Annotated in this window: 20 protein-coding genes; 15 read left to right on the top strand and 5 right to left on the bottom strand. The window is 71.7% G+C overall.

Features of this window, described 5'->3' with window-relative positions; genetic code table 11:
- Positions 1-218: 218 nt before the first annotated feature.
- Positions 219-3758: a DNA polymerase III subunit alpha gene (gene dnaE / locus ACSYGO_RS14825; RefSeq protein ID WP_426675895.1), complete on the top strand. Its 3540-nt coding sequence runs from the start codon at positions 219-221 to the stop codon at positions 3756-3758.
- Positions 3759-3926: 168 nt separating this feature from the next.
- Here the strand turns inward: dnaE and ACSYGO_RS14820 are convergent, their stop codons facing one another.
- Positions 3927-4106, bottom strand: a complete 180-nt coding sequence (locus tag ACSYGO_RS14820; RefSeq protein WP_359491256.1) for a hypothetical protein — start codon at positions 4104-4106, stop codon at positions 3927-3929.
- A gap of 231 nt (positions 4107-4337) precedes the next feature.
- Between ACSYGO_RS14820 and ACSYGO_RS14815 the strand changes: the two genes are divergently transcribed.
- The 4 genes from ACSYGO_RS14815 (at position 4338) to ACSYGO_RS14800 (ending at position 8272) form a co-directional block, all read left to right on the top strand.
- On the top strand, positions 4338-5555 hold the full coding sequence (locus ACSYGO_RS14815; protein WP_095933769.1) for an NYN domain-containing protein: 1218 nt from the start codon (positions 4338-4340) through the stop codon (positions 5553-5555).
- A 126-nt stretch (positions 5556-5681) separates the two neighbouring features.
- A complete protein-coding gene (locus ACSYGO_RS14810; protein WP_426676052.1) occupies positions 5682-6653 on the top strand; it encodes an ABC transporter ATP-binding protein in 972 nt (323 codons plus the stop codon).
- A gap of 118 nt (positions 6654-6771) precedes the next feature.
- Positions 6772-7593 (top strand): ABC transporter permease, encoded by an 822-nt coding sequence (locus ACSYGO_RS14805; protein WP_426675896.1) that lies wholly within the window; start codon positions 6772-6774, stop codon positions 7591-7593.
- A 34-nt stretch (positions 7594-7627) separates the two neighbouring features.
- Positions 7628-8272, top strand: a complete 645-nt coding sequence (locus ACSYGO_RS14800) for an AAA family ATPase (protein WP_426675897.1) — start codon at positions 7628-7630, stop codon at positions 8270-8272.
- A 329-nt stretch (positions 8273-8601) separates the two neighbouring features.
- On the opposite strand, the gene ybaK is transcribed toward ACSYGO_RS14800, so the two are convergent.
- From ybaK to ACSYGO_RS14780, 4 genes are all read right to left on the bottom strand, one after another.
- Entirely contained in the window at positions 8602-9102 is a 501-nt protein-coding gene (gene ybaK / locus ACSYGO_RS14795; RefSeq protein WP_432176578.1) for a Cys-tRNA(Pro) deacylase, read from the bottom strand.
- Between the two features lie 17 nt (positions 9103-9119).
- A complete protein-coding gene (locus ACSYGO_RS14790) occupies positions 9120-9860 on the bottom strand; it encodes an LON peptidase substrate-binding domain-containing protein (RefSeq protein WP_095933685.1) in 741 nt (246 codons plus the stop codon).
- Between the two features lie 11 nt (positions 9861-9871).
- Positions 9872-10924 carry a hypothetical protein gene (locus ACSYGO_RS14785; protein WP_426675899.1) on the bottom strand — a complete coding sequence of 351 codons (1053 nt, stop codon included), beginning with the start codon at positions 10922-10924 and terminating at the stop codon, positions 9872-9874.
- Positions 10925-11140: 216 nt separating this feature from the next.
- Positions 11141-12721, bottom strand: a complete 1581-nt coding sequence (locus ACSYGO_RS14780) for an oxidoreductase (RefSeq protein ID WP_426675900.1) — start codon at positions 12719-12721, stop codon at positions 11141-11143.
- 173 nt (positions 12722-12894) lie between these two features.
- Between ACSYGO_RS14780 and hisD the strand changes: the two genes are divergently transcribed.
- From hisD to ACSYGO_RS14730, 10 genes are all read left to right on the top strand, one after another.
- A complete protein-coding gene (gene hisD / locus ACSYGO_RS14775) occupies positions 12895-14220 on the top strand; it encodes a histidinol dehydrogenase (protein WP_426675901.1) in 1326 nt (441 codons plus the stop codon).
- On the top strand, positions 14217-15335 hold the full coding sequence (locus tag ACSYGO_RS14770) for a histidinol-phosphate transaminase (protein WP_426675902.1): 1119 nt from the start codon (positions 14217-14219) through the stop codon (positions 15333-15335). The genes hisD and ACSYGO_RS14770 overlap by 4 nt, the downstream gene beginning before the upstream one ends.
- Entirely contained in the window at positions 15332-15925 is a 594-nt protein-coding gene (hisB, locus tag ACSYGO_RS14765) for an imidazoleglycerol-phosphate dehydratase HisB (RefSeq protein WP_010987556.1), read from the top strand. The genes ACSYGO_RS14770 and hisB overlap by 4 nt, the downstream gene beginning before the upstream one ends.
- Positions 15926-16010: 85 nt before the next feature.
- Positions 16011-16175 (top strand): hypothetical protein, encoded by a 165-nt coding sequence (locus tag ACSYGO_RS14760; RefSeq protein ID WP_028803161.1) that lies wholly within the window; start codon positions 16011-16013, stop codon positions 16173-16175.
- Complete coding sequence (gene hisH / locus ACSYGO_RS14755) at positions 16172-16813, top strand: imidazole glycerol phosphate synthase subunit HisH (RefSeq protein ID WP_432176581.1); 642 nt, start codon at positions 16172-16174, stop codon at positions 16811-16813. The genes ACSYGO_RS14760 and hisH overlap by 4 nt, the downstream gene beginning before the upstream one ends.
- Positions 16813-17541, top strand: a complete 729-nt coding sequence (gene priA / locus ACSYGO_RS14750; protein ID WP_095933680.1) for a bifunctional 1-(5-phosphoribosyl)-5-((5-phosphoribosylamino)methylideneamino)imidazole-4-carboxamide isomerase/phosphoribosylanthranilate isomerase PriA — start codon at positions 16813-16815, stop codon at positions 17539-17541. Before hisH ends, priA begins: the two co-directional genes overlap by 1 nt.
- Complete coding sequence (locus ACSYGO_RS14745; protein WP_426675905.1) at positions 17538-17957, top strand: RidA family protein; 420 nt, start codon at positions 17538-17540, stop codon at positions 17955-17957. Before priA ends, ACSYGO_RS14745 begins: the two co-directional genes overlap by 4 nt.
- A complete protein-coding gene (hisF, locus tag ACSYGO_RS14740; RefSeq protein ID WP_460386836.1) occupies positions 17954-18709 on the top strand; it encodes an imidazole glycerol phosphate synthase subunit HisF in 756 nt (251 codons plus the stop codon). Before ACSYGO_RS14745 ends, hisF begins: the two co-directional genes overlap by 4 nt.
- 149 nt (positions 18710-18858) lie before the next feature.
- A complete protein-coding gene (locus ACSYGO_RS14735) occupies positions 18859-19458 on the top strand; it encodes an ArsR/SmtB family transcription factor (RefSeq protein ID WP_460386835.1) in 600 nt (199 codons plus the stop codon).
- 109 nt (positions 19459-19567) lie between these two features.
- A complete protein-coding gene (locus ACSYGO_RS14730) occupies positions 19568-20860 on the top strand; it encodes an MFS transporter (protein ID WP_426675907.1) in 1293 nt (430 codons plus the stop codon).
- Positions 20861-20898 lie beyond the last annotated feature (38 nt).

Raw genomic sequence — 20898 nt, 5'->3', positions numbered from 1 at the left:
GCACCGTCCCCGTGGACAAGGGGTCCGGTCATCCCAACGGACGGCGGACCACGGGAGTGCCCGGAATCCGGCGGCGACGGTGCCGAGGCTTACGGGTACCCCGCATGAAGGTACGTGTGATCCTCCGCGGAGTGTCAGTGGCCCGGCATAGACTTCGACGCTGACCCCCCAGACTGTCCGCAGCCTGTCGACGATTGTTCTCCTTGGAGGCCGAAGCCGTGTCGAAGCCGCCGTTCACGCACCTGCACGTCCACACCCAGTACTCGCTGCTGGACGGTGCCGCGCGGCTCAAGGACATGTTCAATGCCTGCAATGAGATGGGCATGACGCACATCGCCATGAGCGACCACGGCAACCTCCACGGGGCGTACGACTTCTTCCACTCGGCCAAGAAGGCGGGCGTCACACCGATCATCGGCATCGAGGCGTACGTCGCCCCGGAGTCCCGGCGCAACAAGCGCAAGATCCAGTGGGGCCAGCCGCACCAGAAGCGCGACGACGTGTCCGGTTCGGGTGGTTACACGCACAAGACGATCTGGGCGTCGAACAAGACGGGCCTGCACAACCTCTTCCGCCTCTCCTCCGACGCGTACGCCGAGGGCTGGCTCCAGAAGTGGCCGCGCATGGACAAGGAGACGATCTCCCAGTGGTCCGAGGGGCTGATCGCCTCCACCGGCTGCCCCTCCGGTGAGCTGCAGACGCGGCTGCGCCTCGGCCAGTTCGACGAGGCCCTGAAGTCGGCCGCCGAGTACCAGGACATCTTCGGCAAGGACCGGTACTTCCTGGAGCTGATGGACCACGGCATCGAGATCGAGCGCCGGGTCCGCGACGGCCTCCTGGAGATCGGCAAGAAGCTCGGCATCCCGCCCCTGGTGACGAACGACTCGCACTACACGTACGCGCACGAGGCGACCGCGCACGACGCGCTGCTGTGCATCCAGACCGGCAAGAACCTCTCCGACCCGGACCGCTTCCGCTTCGACGGCACCGGCTACTACCTGAAGTCCACGGACGAGATGTACGCGGTCGACTCCTCGGACGCCTGGCAGGAGGGCTGTGCCAACACCCTCCTGGTGGCCGAGCAGATCGACACCACGGGCATGTTCGAGGCGAAGAACCTCATGCCGAAGTTCGACATCCCCGAGGGGTTCACGGAGGTCACCTGGTTCAAGGAGGAGGTCCGCCTCGGCATGGAGCGCCGCTTCCCGGGCGGCGTCCCCGAGGACCGCCAGAAGCAGGTCGAGTACGAGATGGACGTCATCATCCAGATGGGGTTCCCCGGCTACTTCCTCGTGGTCGCCGACTTCATCATGTGGGCCAAGAAGCAGGGCATCGCGGTCGGCCCGGGCCGTGGTTCGGCGGCCGGCTCGATCGTCGCCTACGCCATGGGCATCACCGACCTCGACCCGATCCCGCACGGTCTGATCTTCGAGCGGTTCCTCAACCCCGAGCGCGTCTCCATGCCCGATGTCGACATCGACTTCGACGAGCGTCGGCGCGTCGAGGTGATCAGGTACGTGACGGAGAAGTACGGCGCCGACAAGGTCGCCATGATCGGCACCTACGGCAAGATCAAGGCCAAGAACGCGATCAAGGACTCCGCGCGCGTGCTGGGCTACCCGTACGCGATGGGCGACCGCCTCACCAAGGCGATGCCCGCCGACGTCCTCGGCAAGGGCATCGACCTCAGCGGCATCACCGACTCCTCGCACCCCCGCTACAGCGAGGCCGGCGAGATCCGGGCGATGTACGAGAACGAGCCGGATGTGAAGAAGGTCATCGACACCGCCAAGGGCGTCGAAGGCCTGGTCCGGCAGATGGGCGTGCACGCCGCCGGCGTGATCATGTCCAGCGAGCCCATCGTCGACCACGCCCCGGTCTGGGTGCGGCACACGGACGGCGTGACCATCACGCAGTGGGACTACCCGCAGTGCGAGTCGCTCGGCCTGCTGAAGATGGACTTCCTCGGCCTGCGCAACCTGACGATCATGGACGACGCCGTCAAGATGGTGAAGTCCAACAAGGGCGTCGACCTCGACCTGCTGGCCCTCCCGCTCGACGATCCGAAGACCTTCGAACTGCTCCAGCGCGGCGAGACTCTCGGTGTCTTCCAGTTCGACGGCGGCCCCATGCGCTCCCTGCTGCGCCTGATGAAGCCGGACAACTTCGAAGACATCTCCGCCGTCTCGGCGCTCTACCGTCCCGGCCCGATGGGCATGGACTCGCACACGAACTACGCGCTGCGCAAGAACAAGCTCCAGGAGATCACCCCGATCCACAAGGAGCTGGAGGAGCCCCTCGAAGAGGTCCTCGCGGTCACCTACGGCCTGATCGTCTACCAGGAGCAGGTGCAGAAGGCCGCGCAGATCATCGCCGGGTACTCGCTCGGCGAGGCCGACATCCTGCGCCGCGTCATGGGCAAGAAGAAGCCCGACGAGCTGGCGAAGAACTTCACCATCTTCCAGGCCGGCGCCCAGAAGAACGGCTACAGCGACGAGGCGATCCAGGCCCTGTGGGACGTGCTGGTCCCCTTCGCCGGATACGCCTTCAACAAGGCGCACTCCGCCGCGTACGGCCTGGTCTCCTACTGGACCGCCTACCTGAAGGCGAACTACCCGGCCGAGTACATGGCCGGGCTGCTCACCTCGGTCAAGGACGACAAGGACAAGTCGGCCGTCTACCTGAACGAGTGCCGGCGCATGGGCATCAAGGTCCTCCCGCCGAACGTCAACGAATCCCAGTCGAACTTCGCCGCCCAGGGCGACGACGTGATCCTCTTCGGCCTCTCCGCCGTCCGCAACGTCGGCACGAACGTGGTGGAGGCGATCATCCGCGGACGCAAGGCGAAGGGGAAGTACTCCTCCTTCCCCGACTACCTCGACAAGGTCGAGGCGGTCGTCTGCAACAAGCGCACCACGGAATCGCTCATCAAGGCGGGCGCGTTCGACACCATGGGGCACACCCGCAAGGGCCTCACCGCGCAGTTCGAGCCGATGATCGACAACGTGGTCGCGGTCAAGCGCAAGGAGGCCGAGGGCCAGTTCGACCTGTTCGGCGGGATGGGCGACGACAGCGCGGACGAGCCGGGCTTCGGCCTCGACGTCGAGTTCACGACCGACGAGTGGGACAAGGCCTATCTGCTCGCCCAGGAGCGGGAGATGCTCGGCCTGTACGTCTCGGACCACCCGCTCTTCGGCCTGGAGCACGTCCTGTCCGACAAGGCGGACGCGGGCATCTCCCAGCTCACCGGCGGCGAGCACGCGGACGGCGCCGTGGTGACGATCGGCGGCATCATCTCGGGCCTCCAGCGCAAGATGACCAAGCAGGGCAACGCCTGGGCGATCGCGACGGTCGAGGACCTCGCGGGCTCCATGGAGTGCATGTTCTTCCCGGCCACCTACCAGCTGGTGTCGACCCAACTCGTCGAGGACGCGGTCGTCTTCGTCAAGGGCCGCCTCGACAAGCGGGAGGACGTGCCGCGCCTGGTGGCGATGGAGCTCCAGGTCCCCGACCTGTCGAACGCGGGCACCAACGCCCCCGTGATCCTCACCATCCCCGCGGTCAAGGTCACCCCGCCCATGGTCAGTCGCCTCGGCGAGATCCTCAGCCACCACAAGGGCGAGAGCGAGGTGCGCATCAGGCTCCAGGGCCCGCGTAAGACGACGGTGCTGCGGCTCGACCGGCACCGTGTGAAGCCGGACCCGGCGCTCTTCGGCGACCTCAAGGTGCTGCTCGGCCCGTCCTGTCTGGCGGGCTGATCAGCAGGCCCGCACGGGGCGGGTGAGCCGGCGGGCACGGGCTCTCGCGCCCCGGAGGGGCACCGGGCCGGGCGACGTGACGCACCGAGTCGCGCGACAAAGGGGGCGCATCCCAGTGGGATGCGCCCCTTAGTGTGTGCCGGGCTTCAACGGCCCGAACGCGCGGCCTCAGTTGTGGCCGAAGCGCTTCTGCTGCTTACGCGCAACATCCGCGGGGCTGCCCTGGGCGTGCGACATCGACGACTGCTGAGCTTCCGCCGAGGAACGCTGCGCCTGCTCGTGGGCCTGCTCGGCCTGCGAGGCGCGGTTCTGCTGGCTGCCCTGCTTGCGGTTCTTGTTCTTGGCCATGGTGATCTGCCTCCTGTGGGGGATCTAGGGGCCAGGGCCGCGACCAGATTCACATAGGCTGACAAGAGGCGCATTTCAGAGAATTACCGTGCGTAATAAGCCCTGTCGAGGGGTGATCCTCCGATACGCCACGCCGAAGATCGAGTTCCGGCCGTTAACCTCCGCGCGGTCGGGCAGACTCGAAGGAAGCCCGAAGCAAACCTCCCGGAGACCGGAAAGAGGGTGGACCGCGTGGACCGCTGCATCGTCCTGGTGGACGCCGGTTATCTGCTCGGGGCTGCTGCCAGTCTCCTGGCCGGGGAGCCGTCGCGATCCCGGATCACCGTCGACCACGCCGCCCTCATCCAGGGCCTGCGCGAGCGCGCCGAGTCCGACACGGAGCGGCCCCTGCTGCGCATCTACTGGTTCGACGGCGCCCCCGACCGCGTACCGCAGCCGGAACACCGCAGGCTGCGCGTGATGCCGCGGGTGACCGTCCGGCTGGGCGCACTGACCCGCAGCGACGGGCGGTGGGCGCAGAAGGGCGTCGACGCGGCCATGCACGCCGAGCTGACCGAGCTGGCGCGCAACCGCGCCTGCTCCGACGTGGTCCTGGTGACCGGCGACGGCGATCTGCTGCCGGGCATGATGGCGGCCAAGGAGCACGGAGTCGCCGTGCACCTGTGGGCCGTGCAGGCCGCCGACGGCGACTACAACCAGTCCGAGGACCTGGTGGCCGAGGCCGACGAGCGCCGCGTCCTCGACCGGGCCTGGATCACCAAGGCCGTACGGGCCAAGGAACTGGGCGGGATCTGCGCGCCGCCGCCCGCGCCGCGCCCCGAGATCGCCGCGATCCTGTCCGCCCCGCTGCCCGACGCGGCGCTCGCCGCGGCCGCCGAACGGCCCGCCCCGGAGACCGAGCACCAGACGGCGGCCGAGCCGCGCAACGGCACCGAGGAGCGCGTCCCCACCCCCAAGGGCGTCCCCACGCCGAAGGACCTCGCCGCGCTGCGCGGGCCCGGCACCCAGCCCGCCCAGCACCCGGCGAGCGCGACGCTGCGCTGGTCCTCGGACAAGGGGTGGATCGACCGGCCCGGGGCCCCCGCGGAGCCGGCGGAGGCCGCCGCGCTGCCCACGCTCGCCCAGCTCACCACCGCCGAGCAGCGGTGGGCCGACCGCGAGGAGGACATCACCACGGTCGGCGGCGACCCGTACGAGGTCGGACAGGTCTTCGCGCGCCGGTGGATGGCGCGCCTGACCGACCAGAATCATCTGCAGAAGCTGTCCACGATGTACCCGCGCATCCCGCACCGCGTGGACGGCGAGCTGCTGCGCTACGCGGCCCGGTTCGGCCTGCTCGCGCACAAGGACGACCAGATCGACGAGCACGACCGGTACGCGATCCGGGCCGGCTTCTGGCGCGAGATCGACGTGCGGACGGCCGCGGAGCACGCCCCCGCCGGGGAGTGAGCCGCGGCCCGTGCGGGGCCCGAGCCATGGCCCCGGACGCATAACGGGGCATCGGACCCCGTACCCTCGTCCTTCGTGAGTACGCGCACGGCACAGACGGTCCCGGACGGACACGAAGGCGACGTCGTGTGCGCGGTGCGCGGACTGACCAAGACCTATCCGCCGCTGCGCGGACACCGCGGCACCCCGCCGACGCCCGAGGTGCGGGCCACCGACGGCGTACGCCTGGACATCCGCCGTGCCGAGATCTTCGGACTGCTCGGACCCAACGGTGCCGGGAAGTCGACCCTCGTACGGCAGCTGACCGGCCTCATGCGCCCCGACAGCGGCAGCGTCGAGATCCTCGGGCACGACATCGTGCGCCACCCCGACCGGGCGGCCCGCATCCTCGCCTACCTCGGCCAGGAGTCCACCGCGCTGGACGAGCTGACGGTGTCGCTGGCGGCCGAGACGACCGGGCGGCTGCGCGGACTCGACCTGCGGCAGGCGCGCTCGGAGCGCGACGCGGTACTCGACGAGCTGGGACTCACCCCGCTGGCCTCCCGCCCCCTGAAGAAGCTCTCCGGCGGGCAGCGGCGGCTCGCCTGCTTCGCCGCGGCCCTCGTCGGAGAGCGCCCGCTGCTGGTCCTCGACGAGCCGACGACCGGTATGGACCCGGTGGCCCGCCGTGCCGTCTGGGCGGCCGTGGACCGCCGCCGCGCCGAGCGCGGCACGACCGTGCTGCTGGTCACCCACAACGTCATCGAGGCCGAGACCGTGCTCGACCGGGTCGCCGTGCTCGACCGGGGCCGCGTCATCGCCTGCGACACCCCGGCCGGGCTCAAGGAGCGGGTGGCCGGCGAGGTGCGGGTCGAACTCGTGTGGCGTGAGCGCGCCCCGCTGGAGGTGCCCGAGGTCGCCGCGCTGCGGACCCGGGCCGTCGAGTCGGGCCGCCGCTGGACCCTGCGCCTGGCCCCCGAGGAGGCCCGCGCGGCCGTTGCGACCGTCACCGGCGGCGCGGCGTTCGCGGCCCTCGACGACTTCACCCTGGCCACCCCGAGCCTGGAGGACGTGTACCTGGCGCTCGGGGGCAACACGCAGGGGCTGGTGAAGGCGTGAGTGCGCGGGACGCACGGATCGTACGTACCCTTCGAGGGCCCGCGGGTGCGCGGAACCCGGGGGAGACCGTGGGCGTTGGGAACAGGACGGCTGCCGAAGCGAAGGGAAGCAGCTCGACGTGAGTGTCGTACCCGCCGGAGTGCTGCCGGGCAGTGCGCTGCCCGTGGCCGAGGAGCCCGGTGCCGCCGCGGAGCTGGGGCCGCGTGCGCGGCTGTGGCCCTCGCTGGCCGCCGTGTACCGTGCGCAGCTCTCCCGGGCGCGTGTCGCGCGCATCCCGCTGCTGTTCGTGGCCACCTTCCAGTCCGTCGGGATCATGATCCTGATGCGTGGAGTGGTGGACGGCGGCGCCGAGGCGCGGGCCGTGGTCGCCGGGTCGTCGGTCCTGGTGGTCGCCTTCGTCGCGCTCAACCTCCTCGCGCAGTACTTCGGGCAGCTCAGGGCGAGCGGCGGGCTCGACCACTACGCGACGCTGCCCGTGCCGCCCGCCGCCGTCGTGCTCGGCGCCGCGGGCGCCTACGCGTCCTTCACCGTGCCCGGGACCATCGCCACCGCGGTCTTCGGCAGCGTGCTCTTCGGGCTGCCGATGGCCCACCTGTGGGTGCTCGCCGCGGTCATCCCGCTCGCGGGTGCCGCGCTCGCGGGGCTCGGGGCCGCGCTCGGACTCCTCGCCCCGCGGCCCGAACTCGCCACTCTGCTGGGCCAGTTGGGGATGTCCGCGGCGCTGCTGCTGGGTGTGCTGCCGGCCGACCGGCTGCCCACGGTCGTGCAGTACGGCCGTGACCTGCTGCCCTCGACGTACGGCGTCGAGGCGTTCGCCCGCACCTTCGGGGCGCATCCCGACTGGACCGCGGTCCTCGTGGACCTGGCCGTCTGCGCGGGTGTCGGGGCGGTATCGCTGGCCCTCGCCACCTGGGCGTACCGCCGGGCCGCCGTCCGGTGACGCGCCCGCCGGCCGGGCCTGGCACGATGTCAGGGTGACCGCTCCGCTGACTCCGCCCCCGCCGCCGCACCGACAGCCCCCGCACGACGCCTGGCAGGTTCCCCCCGCCGGTGGCGTCGCGTACGAACAGGACGGCCCCGGGATGAAGACCGAAGTGCGCGAGGCCGCCGTGATCACCGTGGCCGTGGCGCTCACGGGACTGCTCCTCGGGGTGCTGTGGTGGTGGCTGGCGCCGCATGTGCCGCTGATCGCGGACGACAGCGCCGTGTATCTGAAGGACACCGAGGGCGAGCAGGCCATCGGTGTCGACGGAACGTTCACCCTGCTCGCGCTCGGCTTCGGCGCGGTGAGCGCGCTCGTCGTGTTCCTGGTGCGGCGGCGCGGCGGTGTGCCGCTGGTCGTGGCGCTGGCCGTCGGGGGGCTGCTCGGTTCGCTGATCGCGTGGCGGATCGGGGTCTGGCTCGGGCCCACGCAGAACGTGGTGGCGCACGCCAAGGCCGTGGGCAAGGGGGTGACGTTCTCCGCGCCGCTGAAGCTGGGCGCCAAGGGGGCGTTGCTGGCCTGGACCGTGGCGGCGCTCGTCGTCCACCTCGGGCTCACCGCGCTGTTCGGTCCGCGGGATCCCGATCCGTACCAGAGCCCCTACACCGGCGGTCCCTCCGCGCCGCCGGCCGCCTAGGCCCGGTCGGACAGGCCCGATCGGACAGGCCCGATCGGACAGGCCCGATCGGACAGGCCCGGGCAGGCGCTCGGCGCCGGCTGTGCCCGGCGGGCGGTTCGTCCGCCGGGTCCCCGCTCGTCGTCCGCCCGGGGCCGGCGCCCTCCGGAGCCCCCGTTCCGGTCCGTACGGCCCTTCCTCAGGCGCCGGACGGGCCGGCACCGGGGGAGTGGGTCACGCCGGACGGCGGCCGTGGTTGGAGCGGCCCTTCTTGATGCGCCACTTGCGTTTGCGTGTTTTCTTCGACATGTCCCTCGTACTTAACCGAGGACGGGACGTCCGTCGAGGGGTCACGCACGGCCGACGGGCGCGGAGACCGCGTCCGTGAGCTTCGCCAGGTCGTCGGGGGAGAGCTCCACCTCCAGGCCCCGGCGGCCCGCCGAGACGCAGATCGTGGCGTGCGCCGCGGCCGAGGAGTCCAGGACCGTGCGGAGCCTCTTGCGCTGGCCCAGGGGCGAGATGCCGCCGCGGACGTAGCCCGTGGTGCGCTCGGCCGCCGCGGGGTCCGCCATCGCCGCGCGCTTGCCGCCCACCGCCGTGGCCAGCGCCTTCAGGTCGAGGGAGCCCGCCACGGGGACCACGGCGACCACGAGGGCGCCGTCCACGTCCGCCACCAGGGTCTTGAAGACCCGCTCCGGCGAGACACCCATGGCCTCCGCGGCCTCCTCGCCGTACGAGGGGTGGGACGGGTCGTGCTCGTAGGAGTGGACCGTGAACGCGACGCCCGCGTCCGCGAGCGCCACCGTCGCCGGGGTGCCCCCGGACTGCTGCTTCTTCGACTTCTTCGCCATCGGCCTTCTCGGATGCGTCAGTTGAGACTCGTCGGGCCGCGCGTCAGGTCGGACGCCGGCAACGACGGCAGATTACGGATGATCGCGGTCTCGGCGCGCAGGAGTTTCAGCTCCTCGCGCAGCCGGGACGCCGTGTCCGGCGCCTGGAGCAGCCGCTGCTTCGCCGGGATGTCCAGCATCACGGCGGCCGCGACGAGGTACGAGACGACGGACGGCTCGTCCGGCAGGTCGGCCCCGGTGGACAGGGACCTCTCCCGGGCGCCCGCCAGCCGCTTCTGGTACTGGCGGAAGGCCCGCAGGACGCCCTCGGCGAGCGCCCCCGCCTCCTCGCCCTGGTCCTCGGGCAGCTCCTCCAGCTCGGCCGTCAGGAACGCCCCGGAGGCGTCCACCGAGAGCAGCCGTACGCGTGTGGTGCCCGTGGCGAGCACCTCGAAGCTGCCGTCGGCGCGCTCCCGGATGGTCGCCGCGTCCGCGATGCAGCCCGTCTGGTGGAAGGCCTTGGCAGGGTCGTCGCCGAAGCCGGCGGCGGGTCCGCGTTCGGGCACGGCCGTCTGGTCCGGCATGCCGGGCGCGGACGCAGCGACCTCGTGCCCGTCGCGGATGGCGACGACGGCGAATCGGCGCGGTTCGTCCTCGGGGGTCTTCAGCAGATCGCGCATCATGGCGCGATAGCGCTCCTCGAACACGTTCAGAGGAAGCACGAGCCCCGGGAAGAGCACCGAGTTCAGGGGGAAGAGCGGGAGCCGGACGGTGGTCACGACGGGAAAGCCTAATGGTCGCCGGAGCGGGCGCGTCCGTCGCGCCCACTCCCCGGATGCGGATCGGGGCCCGGCGAGCGCAGCGGAAGGCCCGAGGCGACCTCCAGCCGGATGCCGTCGCGCAGCTCCAGGAACTGGCCGAGCGGGTCGTCGGAGACCCTGTCCCAGGGGAACGACGTCGCGTACGGGCCGATCAGGCGCAGCTGTTCCAGCGCGTCCGTCCAGCGCTCCAGCCGGACCAGGACGTACATCAGCAGGTTGCGGACCTCCGCGGGCCACGGATCGGACTCCGTGTACGTCGAGGACAGGGCCACGGCGAGGTCGGCCGCCGCGTCCAGGCGTTCGCGCGGGACCTTCGCTCCGCCGCCCTCGGTCAGGTAGGCGAAGGCCGCACGCACCGGCAGCGCCTGCACCAGCGAGCCGGGGAGCGCGTCCTGGGCGGCCGTCTCGGCGAAGTCGAAGCATTCGCGGTGCGAGCCGTACCAGGCGGCCGACAGGTACTGGAGCGCCGCGACGTGGCAGCCGTAGTGGTGCGGGGAGCGCCGTACGGCCTCGCCCCACAGCTGCTCGAACTCGGAGTGCCCGACGTTCGTGCCGCGGGCGTGGTCGAGCGCGATCCGCCAGGGGACCGGGTCGCGCGGATCACCCTCGGCGGCCGCGGTGATCAGCGGCCCGACCTCGCGGAGCAGCTCGGCACGGGCCGGGGACTCCCAGCCCCGGCGCACCGCCAGCTCGGCCTTCACGAGCAGGGCGTCCGGATCGTGCGGCGCGGCGGCCTGCCACTCCCGCAGCCATGCGTCGCGGGAGCGGGCGAAGGTCGCGAGGCGCATCGCGTAGCGGTCGCGGTTCTCCCACTCGGCGGCCTCGCGTGTGGTGGTGAGCAGCTTGGCGGCCGGCCCGTACTCGCCGCGGGCCGCCGCGACGAGGGCGGGACCGAGACGCTCGTCGGGGGCGTCGAGCAGTACCTCGTCGTCGGCCGGCAGTCCGGCGGCGAGGCGCGAGGTGTTTCTGGCCATCCGTGCCGTACGGATGAACGCGCGCAGCAGTGCCATGGTGTCGACCATTGAAAGACGCAGGTCGGGGGTCTGCCAGGGGGTATGCGGTGACGCTTTTGTAACCGTCGTTTGGTTGTATGCGCATTGGTCAAGGGCGAGTAAAAGCTGACTGTTGCTCACCTGTTCGACGGCTGTTCGTGCGGCATGCGGGGTCGTGTGTGCGAGTCCGGGGGAGCCCTCGTACCGCCCGCCCCACAGGCCCCGCGCCGGCGGCCGGGCCCCGCCTCAGCCGCGCCGGAGCAGCCGGGTCGCGCCCGCCGCCACGGTCGTCGCGAGGATCCAGCCGAGGAGGATCACCGCCGCGGCCAGCCACTGCCAGCCGCCGCGCAGCTGCCAGAAGCCGGCCTGGCCCAGGTCGATGACGGGCAGCAGCAGGTCCAGGGCGAACAGCGAGGCGTTCCACGGCGGATGCCCGTTGCCGTCGATCGGCGGATGGCTGGCGTGCGAGAAGGCGATCGACGACGCCGCCCACAGCACCGCCATCCACAGCGCGGCCCGCCCCGGCCGGTACCCGTAGGCGACCGTCCAGTCCTGCGCGTACCCCCACAGCTTGGCGGCCAGCGGCAGGGTCTCGCGGCGGCGGCGCTGCTTGGCGAGCAGCACCTCGCGCGCGTCCTCGTCCTCCCCGGAGTTGCGCAGCACCGTGGCCAGCCGCTCGTACGGCTCCGGGTTGTACTCGGCGGTCGCCGCCGCCACCCATTCCAGCCGCCGGGTCAGCGGGAAGGCGCCCTGCGGCACCAGGCTCTCGTAGGTGAAGCCGCCCATGTGGAGGCTGCCGGGACCCGGCCAGCTGGACGCCCGGTCGATCAGGTTGACGACGCGCGCGCCGGACAGCACCACCCGGCCCCGCTCCGGGCTCTCCCCGAGGAAGCGCAGTTCGGGCGTCTGGACCCGGCGCAGCGACAGTTCCTGGTCGTCGTCGAGGACGAACCGGGCCCGTTCGAGGTCGACGGCGTCCCCGAACCGGCCGTCGTCCAGGCGGATGCCGCCCTGGCACTCGAAGCGCTGCACCAGCGTGCCGCGGGCCGGCGTGGTGCCGCTGGTCAGCAGCGGATTGCCGATGCCCGCCGGCGTCATGTACAGCGTGCGGTTGACGGTGAGCTGTGGGGCGTTCAGGGCCAGCCGGGTGTACGGGTTGTTCAGCTTGCTGCCGCGCAGGCTGAGCGAGACGCCGACGGTGGCGCCGCGCAGGCTGAGCTCGCCGTGCGACTCCAGCATCTCGGCCTGGAGGTCCTGCCCGACGGTCATGCCGTCGCCGGTGAGCGAGCGCCCCCGCCGGTCCCGGTAGACGACGGCCTGGTTGAGCAGCAGATCGGTGCCGATGTGCGCGTCGGTCAGACGCACCCCGTTGTGGAAACGGCAGCGCGGCAGGTGCAGATCGCCCTCGGTGTGCAGCCGGGCCGCCTCCAGCCGGGGCACCGAGCAGTCCACCAGCCGTACGGTCGTGAAGCGGGCCTCCGGCAGCAGGACCTCCTTCTCGAACCGGCACCCCTTCAGCTCGACGTACGGCACCACGGTGCCGCCGGCGAGGTCGAGGACGTCGGTGATCCGGACACCGGTCAGCTTCAGGGACGAGACCCTGCCCTGGAGGGCCGGCGGGCCGTCGAGCAGCAGCCACGCCACGATCCGCGCCCGCACGCTGCGCTCGGGCCCCCACGGATGGCCGCCGTGCGGATCGTCGACGGTGGTGTCCCCACTGCGCAGGTCGTACACGCTGCCGTTGCGGAAGGCCTGCCACATCCCGGCTTCGGCGGCGGTCAGTTCGTCCGGCAGGTCCCCGTTGCGGATGCCGGCACCCTCGGTCACGGCTCTTCCTTCCTCCCCAGCTACTCGCGGGTTTCGTACAATCGTTCAATGCCCGCTCGGTGACGGCCCGAACGCTACTGGTGACGAGGATCTTCCGGTGAACCGAAGGTGGCCTGTATCAGCCACTGATACGGGCGTCCGGCGCCTTGTCGCCGTCTGAGAGAATTGGGCCTGTGATCTCCCGAATCGATCTGCGCGGCGACGCCCTCCCCGAGGGCTCCGCCCTGCGCGACCTGCTGCCCCGAGCCGACTTCGACGTTTCGGCCGCACTGGAGAAGGTGCGTCCGATCTGCGAGGCCGTGCATCATCGGGGCGACGCGGCGCTGATCGACTATGCGGAGAAATTCGACGGCGTCCGGCTGGAATCCGTACGCGTCCCGGCCGAGGCACTCCGTGACGCGCTCGACACGCTCGACCCGGCCGTGCGGGCCGCCCTGGAGGAGTCGATCCGGCGCGCCCGGCTCGTCCACCGCGAGCAGCGGCGCACCGCCCACACGACCCAGGTCGTGCCGGGCGGCTCGGTGACCGAGAAGTGGGTCCCCGTCGACCGCGTCGGTCTCTACGCGCCCGGCGGCCGGTCGGTCTACCCGTCCTCCGTGATCATGAACGTCGTCCCCGCCCAGGAGGCCGGCGTCGGCTCCATCGCGCTCGCCTCACCCGCCCAGGCCGAGTTCGGCGGGCTGCCGCACCCCACGATCCTGGCGGCCTGCGCGCTGCTCGGCGTCGACGAGGTGTACGCGGCCGGCGGCGCGACCGCCGTCGCCATGTTCGCGCACGGCACCGAGTCCTGCCCGCCCGCGAACATGGTCACCGGCCCCGGCAACATCTGGGTCGCCGCCGCCAAGCGGTACTTCGCGGGCAAGATCGGCATCGACGCCGAGGCCGGTCCCACGGAGATCGCGATCCTCGCCGACGCGACCGCCGACCCGGTGCACGTCGCCTCGGACCTGATCAGCCAGGCAGAGCACGACCCGCTGGCCGCCGCCGTCCTCGTCACGGACTCCGTGGAGCTGGCCGACGCGGTCGAGAAGGAGTTGGAGCCGCAGGTCGCGGCCACCCGGCACATCGAGGACCGGATCGTCCCGGCGCTCGGCGGCAGGCAGTCCGCCGTCGTGCTCGTCGACGGCGTGGAGGAGGGCCTGCGGGTCGTCGACGCGTACGGCGCGGAGCACCTGGAGATCCAGACCGCCGACGCCGCCCGCGTCGCCGACCGCGTCAGGAACGCGGGCGCGATCTTCGTCGGCCCCTGGGCCCCGGTCTCGCTGGGCGACTACGCGGCGGGCTCGAACCACGTCCTGCCCACCGGCGGCTGTGCCTGCCACTCCTCCGGCCTGTCGGTCCAGTCCTTCCTGCGTGGCATCCACATCGTGGACTACACGAAGGACGCGCTGGCCGACGTGGCGCACCACGTGGTGACGCTCGCGGAGGCGGAGGACCTGCCCGCGCACGGCGCGGCGATCAAGGCCCGGTTCGGTTGGAAGGTGCCTGAGAGCCAGTGAGCTTCGGAATCGACGATCTCCCCGTACGGGACGAGCTGCGCGGCAAGTCCCCCTATGGCGCGCCCCAGCTCGACGTCCCCGTACGCCTGAACACCAACGAGAACCCGTACCCGCTGCCCGAGCCGCTCGTCGAACGGATCGCCGAGCGGGTGCGCGAGGCCGCCCGTGACCTCAACCGCTACCCCGACCGGGACGCGGTGGAGCTGCGCACGGAGCTGGCCAAGTACCTGACGCGGACCGGCGGCCACCGCGTCGGCCGGGAGAACGTCTGGGCGGCCAACGGGTCGAACGAGGTCATCCAGCAGCTGCTGCAGACCTTCGGCGGCCCCGGCCGCACGGCGATCGGCTTCGAGCCGTCGTACTCGATGCACGCGCTCATCGCGCGCGGCACCGGTACCGGTTGGATCTCCGGTCCCCGCAAGGAGGACTTCACGATCGACGTCGCGGCGGCCGAGCAGGCCATCGCCGAGACCCGGCCCGACGTGGTCTTCATCACCACCCCCAACAACCCCACGGGCAACGCGGTCCCGCCCGGGACGGTCCTCGCGCTGTACGAGGCGGCCCAGGCGGCCAAGCCGTCGATGGTGGTCGTGGACGAGGCGTACATCGAGTTCAGCCACGGCGACTCGCTGCTGCCGCTGCTCGAAGGTCGGCCGAATCTCGTCGTCTCGCGCACCATGTCCAAGGCCTTCGGGGCGGCGGGGCTGCGCCTCGGCTACCTCGCCGCGCATCCCGCCGTCGTGGACGCCGTCCAGCTGGTCCGGCTGCCGTACCACCTGTCGGCCGTCACCCAGGCGACCGCGCTGGCCGCCCTGGAGCACACCGACACCCTGCTCGGCTACGTGGAGCAGCTCAAGGCCGAGCGCGACCGGCTGGTCGCCGAACTGCGCGCGATCGGCTACGAGGTCACCGAGTCCGACGCGAACTTCGTCCAGTTCGGGCGGTTCGACGGCGCGGACGGCTCCCACGAGGCCTGGCGGCGGATCCTCGACCGGGGCGTCCTGGTCCGGGACAACGGCGTGCCGGGATGGCTGCGGGTGTCCGCCGGGACCCCCGAAGAGAACGACGCGTTCCTCGACGCGGTCCGTGAACTGAAGAAGGAGCAGAGCGCATGAGCCGCGTAGGACGCGTGGAGCGCACCACGAAGGAGACGTCGGTCCTCGTCGAGATCGATCTCGACGGGTCCGGCAAGGTCGACGTGTCGACGGGGGTCGGCTTCTACGACCACATGCTCGACCAGCTCGGCCGGCACGGTCTGTTCGACCTGACCGTGAAGACCGAGGGCGACCTGCACATCGACTCGCACCACACCATCGAGGACACCGCCCTCGCCCTGGGCGCCGCCTTCAAGCAGGCGCTCGGCGACAAGGTGGGGATCTACCGCTTCGGCAACTGCACGGTCCCGCTGGACGAGTCGCTCGCCCAGGTCACCGTCGACCTCTCCGGCCGCCCCTACCTCGTGCACACCGAGCCCGAGAACATGGCGCCGATGATCGGCGAGTACGACACCACGATGACCCGGCACATCCTGGAGTCCTTCGTCGCCCAGGCGCAGATCGCGCTGCACGTGCACGTGCCCTACGGGCGCAATGCCCACCACATCGTGGAGTGCCAGTTCAAGGCCCTGGCCCGGGCCCTGCGGTACGCCTCCGAGCGCGACCCGCGCGCCGCCGGCATCCTGCCCTCCACGAAGGGGGCGCTGTGAGCGGCGCACGCGCGGCCACCGGGCCGCGGACGACGATGACCCGGCCGGCGCGCCGCCAGGGCGCAGAAGCGAACGGAAAGACACTGTGACCGGCCTGTCGAGCATCCTGATCGTCGTCGGACTCTTCCTCCTCGGCGGCGTCTACTCCTTCGCCAAGCAGAAGATGCCGCGCAGCCTCATCGTGCTGCTCTCCATCGGTGCCGCGATGTGTCTCGTCGCGGGCGTCATGAGGCTGGAGGTGTGGGCGTGAGCGACCCGAAGAAGGTCGTCGTCTTCGACTACGGCTTCGGGAACGTACGGTCCGCCGAGCGGGCCCTCGCCCGCGCGGGCGCCGAGGTCGAGATCACCCGCGACTTCGACACCGCCATGAACGCGGACGGCCTGCTGGTGCCCGGCGTCGGCGCCTTCGCCGCCTGCATGAAGGGCCTCAAGGAGGCCCGCGGCGACTGGATCATCGGCCGCCGGCTCTCCGGCGGCCGCCCGGTGATGGGCATCTGCGTCGGCATGCAGATCCTCTTCGCCCGCGGCATCGAGCACGGCGTGGAGGCCGAGGGCCTGGACGAGTGGCCCGGCACGGTCGGCCCGCTCCAGGCCGACGTCGTGCCCCACATGGGCTGGAACACGGTCGATGCGCCGGCCGACTCGGAGCTCTTCGCGGGCCTCGACGCCGACGCCCGCTTCTACTTCGTGCACTCCTACGCCGTCCACGACTGGTCCCTGGAAGTCGCGAACCCGGCGATGCGCGCGCCCAAGGTCACCTGGTCGACGTACGGCGAGCCTTTCGTGGCCGCCGTCGAGAACGGCGCCCTGTGGGCCACGCAGTTCCACCCCGAGAAGTCCGGCGACGCCGGAGCGCAGCTGCTGAACAACTGGATCGGAACCCTCTGATGGCTTCGAAGCTCGAACTCCTCCCCGCCGTCGACGTCCGCGACGGGCAGGCCGTCCGCCTGGTGCACGGCGAGTCCGGTACCGAGACGTCCTACGGCTCGCCCCTGGAGGCCGCCCTCGCCTGGCAGAGCGCGGGCGCCGAGTGGCTGCACCTCGTCGACCTGGACGCCGCGTTCGGCACCGGCGACAACCGCGCCCTGATCGCCGAGGTCGCGAAGGCCATGGACATCAAGGTGGAGCTGTCCGGTGGCATCCGCGACGACGACACGCTCGCCGCGGCCCTCGCCACCGGCTGCACCCGCGTCAACCTCGGCACCGCGGCGCTGGAGACCCCCGAGTGGGTCGCCAAGGTCATCGCCGAGCACGGCGACAAGATCGCGGTGGGGCTCGACGTCCGCGGCACCACGCTGCGCGGCCGCGGCTGGACCCGCGACGGCGGCGACCTCTACGAGACGCTGGAGCGACTGAACTCCGAGGGCTGCGCGCGGTACGTGGTCACCGACATCGCCAAGGACGGCACGCTCCAGGGCCCGAACCTGGAACTGCTGAGGAACGTGTGCGCGGCGACGGACCGCCCCGTCGTGGCCTCCGGCGGCGTGTCCTCCCTGGACGACCTCCGGGCCATCGCCGAGCTGGTGCCCCTCGGCGTCGAGGGCTCGATCGTCGGCAAGGCCCTGTACGCCAAGGCGTTCACGCTGGAAGAGGCGCTGGAGGCGGTCTCCGTATGACCGACGACGGAGTACGGCGGATCTCCTCGGGCGGTCCGTTCGAGGACGCGGTCGGCTACTCGCGGGCCGTGGAACTGCCCAACGGCCTGGTCCTGGTCTCCGGTTGCACCTCCGTGGTCGGTGGCGTGATAGACGCGGGCACGCCGTACGAGCAGGCGGTCAACGCCTTCCGGGCGGCGCTGGACGCGCTGAAGACCCTCGGGCTCGGCCGCGAGCACGTGGTGCGCACGCGGATGTACATCACCCACGCCCGTGACGTCGACGAGGTGGGCCGCGCCCACAAGGAGCTCTTCGACGACGTGCGCCCCGCCACGTCCATGCTCATCGTCTCCGGCTTCATCGACCCGAGCCTGGTCGTCGAGGTCGAGGTGGAGGCGTTCCGCCCCAGGGCGGAGAACGGAGGTGCGCGGTCATGACGCTCGCGGTACGCGTCATCCCCTGCCTGGACGTGGACAACGGCCGGGTCGTCAAGGGGGTCAACTTCCAGAACCTGCGCGACGCGGGCGACCCCGTCGAGATGGCCAAGGTGTACGACGCCGAAGGCGCCGACGAGCTGACGTTCCTCGACATCACGGCGTCCTCCGGCAACCGGGAGACCACGTACGACGTGGTGCGCCGCACGGCGGAGCAGGTCTTCATCCCGCTCACGGTGGGCGGCGGCGTCCGCACCGCCGAGGACGTGGACAAGCTGCTGCGGGCCGGCGCGGACAAGGTCGGCGTCAACACCGCCGCCATCGCGCGGCCCGACCTCATCCGGGAGATCGCGGAGCGGTTCGGGCGGCAGGTGCTGGTGCTGTCCGTGGACGCCCGGCGCACCGAGGCCGGTTCCTTCGAGGTCACCACGCACGGCGGCCGCAAGGGCACGGGCATCGACGCCGTCGAGTGGGCGCACCGCGCCGCCGAGCTGGGCGCGGGCGAGATCCTGCTCAACTCGATGGACGCGGACGGCACGAAGGACGGGTACGACATCGAGATGATCGAGGCCGTACGCAAGCACGTGAACGTCCCGCTGATCGCCAGCGGCGGCGCCGGCCGGCTCGCGCACTTCCCGCCCGCCATCGACGCGGGCGCGGACGCGGTGCTGGCCGCGTCGGTCTTCCACTTCGGCGATCTGCGGATCGGCGAGGTGAAGGAGACGCTGCGGGGGGCGGGGCACCCCGTCCGCTGAGGTCCCGAGGAGTCCGCCGCCGCGGACCCGCCGCCAGGTGTTGTCGAGCCCCGGTCACCGAGTGACTGGGGCTCCTTCATGGGGAGACGTGAAAGAAAAGTTGCGCAATTTATGTTGCGCAACTTTTCCTTCGCATCTACGGTGAAGGCATGGCGGAAGAAGAGACTCGCAAGGAGAGCCGCAGGGTCTCGGATCTGGGAACGCTCAAGGCGCTCTCGCACCCCCTGCGGATGAATCTGTACCGCTCGCTGCACGTGGCCGGCGCGGCCACCGCGTCGCAGCTGGGGGAGCAGGTCGACGAGGCTCCCTCCCTGGTGAGCTACCACCTGCGCAAGCTGGCGGAGCACGGACTGATCGAGGAGGCGCAGCCGCGCAGCGGGGACGGCCGCGAGCGGTGGTGGCAGCCGACGTCCGGGGGCGTGAGCTTCCACGACGAGGACTTCCGCGGCGCCCCCGAGACGGCCGCCGCGCACACCGCGTTCGCCCGGCTCCTCGTCGACCAGCGCGCCGACCTCTACCGGCGCTACCTGGACGAGCGGCACGCCTGGGCGCCCGAGTGGCGCACCGCCTCCTCCGACTCCGAGTCCAGCCTGCGTCTGACGGCGGCCGAACTCGCCGAGCTCAACGAGGAGTTGCTCGACCTCGTCAGGAAGTACGACGAGCGGGGCCGCGCGGCCGAGGAGGCCGGCGACACCGAGGGCCGCGAGAACGTCGCGGTGCACCTGTACGGCTTCCCGTTCCGCGCCTGACCCCCTCGCAGGGACCTCGTCCGGCACGCGACGCGGTCCGCCGCGAGAGCCGCGCCCGCGCGGGACCTCGCCCGCATCCCGGGACCTGCTCCCGGCCCGTACCCCGCACATGCCTGCTTCCGTGCTCGTCTCAGCGTCTGAGAGGACCTGGACCGTGACCACGACCGTCCTGACACCGGCCCCCGCCGCCGATGGCCGCCCCGCCCACCGCGACGGCAACGTACTGCGCTGGCTCGGTGCCTACACCTCGTCGATGATCGGCGACAACGTCTACTACATCGCGCTGTCCTGGGCCGCCGTGCAGACCGGGACGCCCGCGCAGGCCGGTCTCGTGATGACCGTCAGCGCGATTCCGCGGGCCCTGCTGATGCTGGGCGGGGGAGTGGTCGCCGACCGGTTCGGACCGCGGAAGGTCGTCATCGGGAGCGACGCCGTGCGCTGCGCCGCCGTGCTGGCGGTCGCGGCCCTGCTGTTCGCGACCTCCCCGGGGCTGTGGCCGCTGGCCCTGCTGGGCCTCGTCTTCGGCACCGTCGACGCGGTCTTCATGCCCGCCGTGGGCGCCCTCCCGGCCCGCATCACGAGCCGCGGCCAACTGGCCCGCGTCCAGGGCATGAGGGGCCTCGCGATCCGCTTCGCCAACGTCGCCGGCGCCCCGCTCGGCGGCCTCGGCGTGGCGCTCGGCGGCGCCGCCGCGGCGTTCGCGCTCGCGGGGGCGCTGATCGCCTTGTCCGTGCCGCTGCTCGTCTCCGTTCGCGTGCGGGAACTGCCCGCCGACGACACGGCCGCGGAGCGCACCCCGTGGCGTGACCTGCGCGAGGGCCTCGGCTACATCCGGCGCCATCGGGTCCTCGCGCCCCTCGTGATCGCCATCGCGCTCGGTGATCTCGGCTTCGTCGGACCGCTCAACGTGGGCCTGACCCTGCTGGCCGACCGGCGCGGCTGGGGCGCCTCCGGCATCGGCTGGGTGCTCGCCGGGTTCGGGATCGGCGCGGGCGCCGCGGCCCTGCTCCTCACCGTGCGCGGCAGGCTGCCGTACGCGGGCCGGGTGGCCGCGGTGGCGATCCTCGCCGGTTCGGTCGCCATCGGCGGGCTCGCCTTCGTGCCGACCGTGGCCGCGGCCGTCGGAGTCGCCCTGGTCGTCGGTCTGTTCGCCGGGCTCAGCGGTGCCCTGTGCGGCGCGCTGCTGCAGACCCACGCCGACCCCGCCTTCCTGGGCCGGGTCAGCTCCGTCGCCACCATCGGAAGCCTGGGGCTCGCCCCGCTGAGCATGCCGCTGACCGCCGCCGCGATCGGCTGGTGGGGCACCGGGCCCGTCTTCGTCGTCAGCGCCGCGGTGTGCGGCCTCGGCGGGGTGGTCACCCTCTGCGTCCGCGACCTGCGCCGCGCCGAACTGCCGCGCTGAACAGTGCGCCGGCGGACGTGCGCCGTCGTCGCTGCCGC

The sequence above is a fragment of the Streptomyces krungchingensis genome (assembly GCF_054729265.1).
This window is presented reverse-complemented; position numbering and strand designations above follow the sequence as displayed.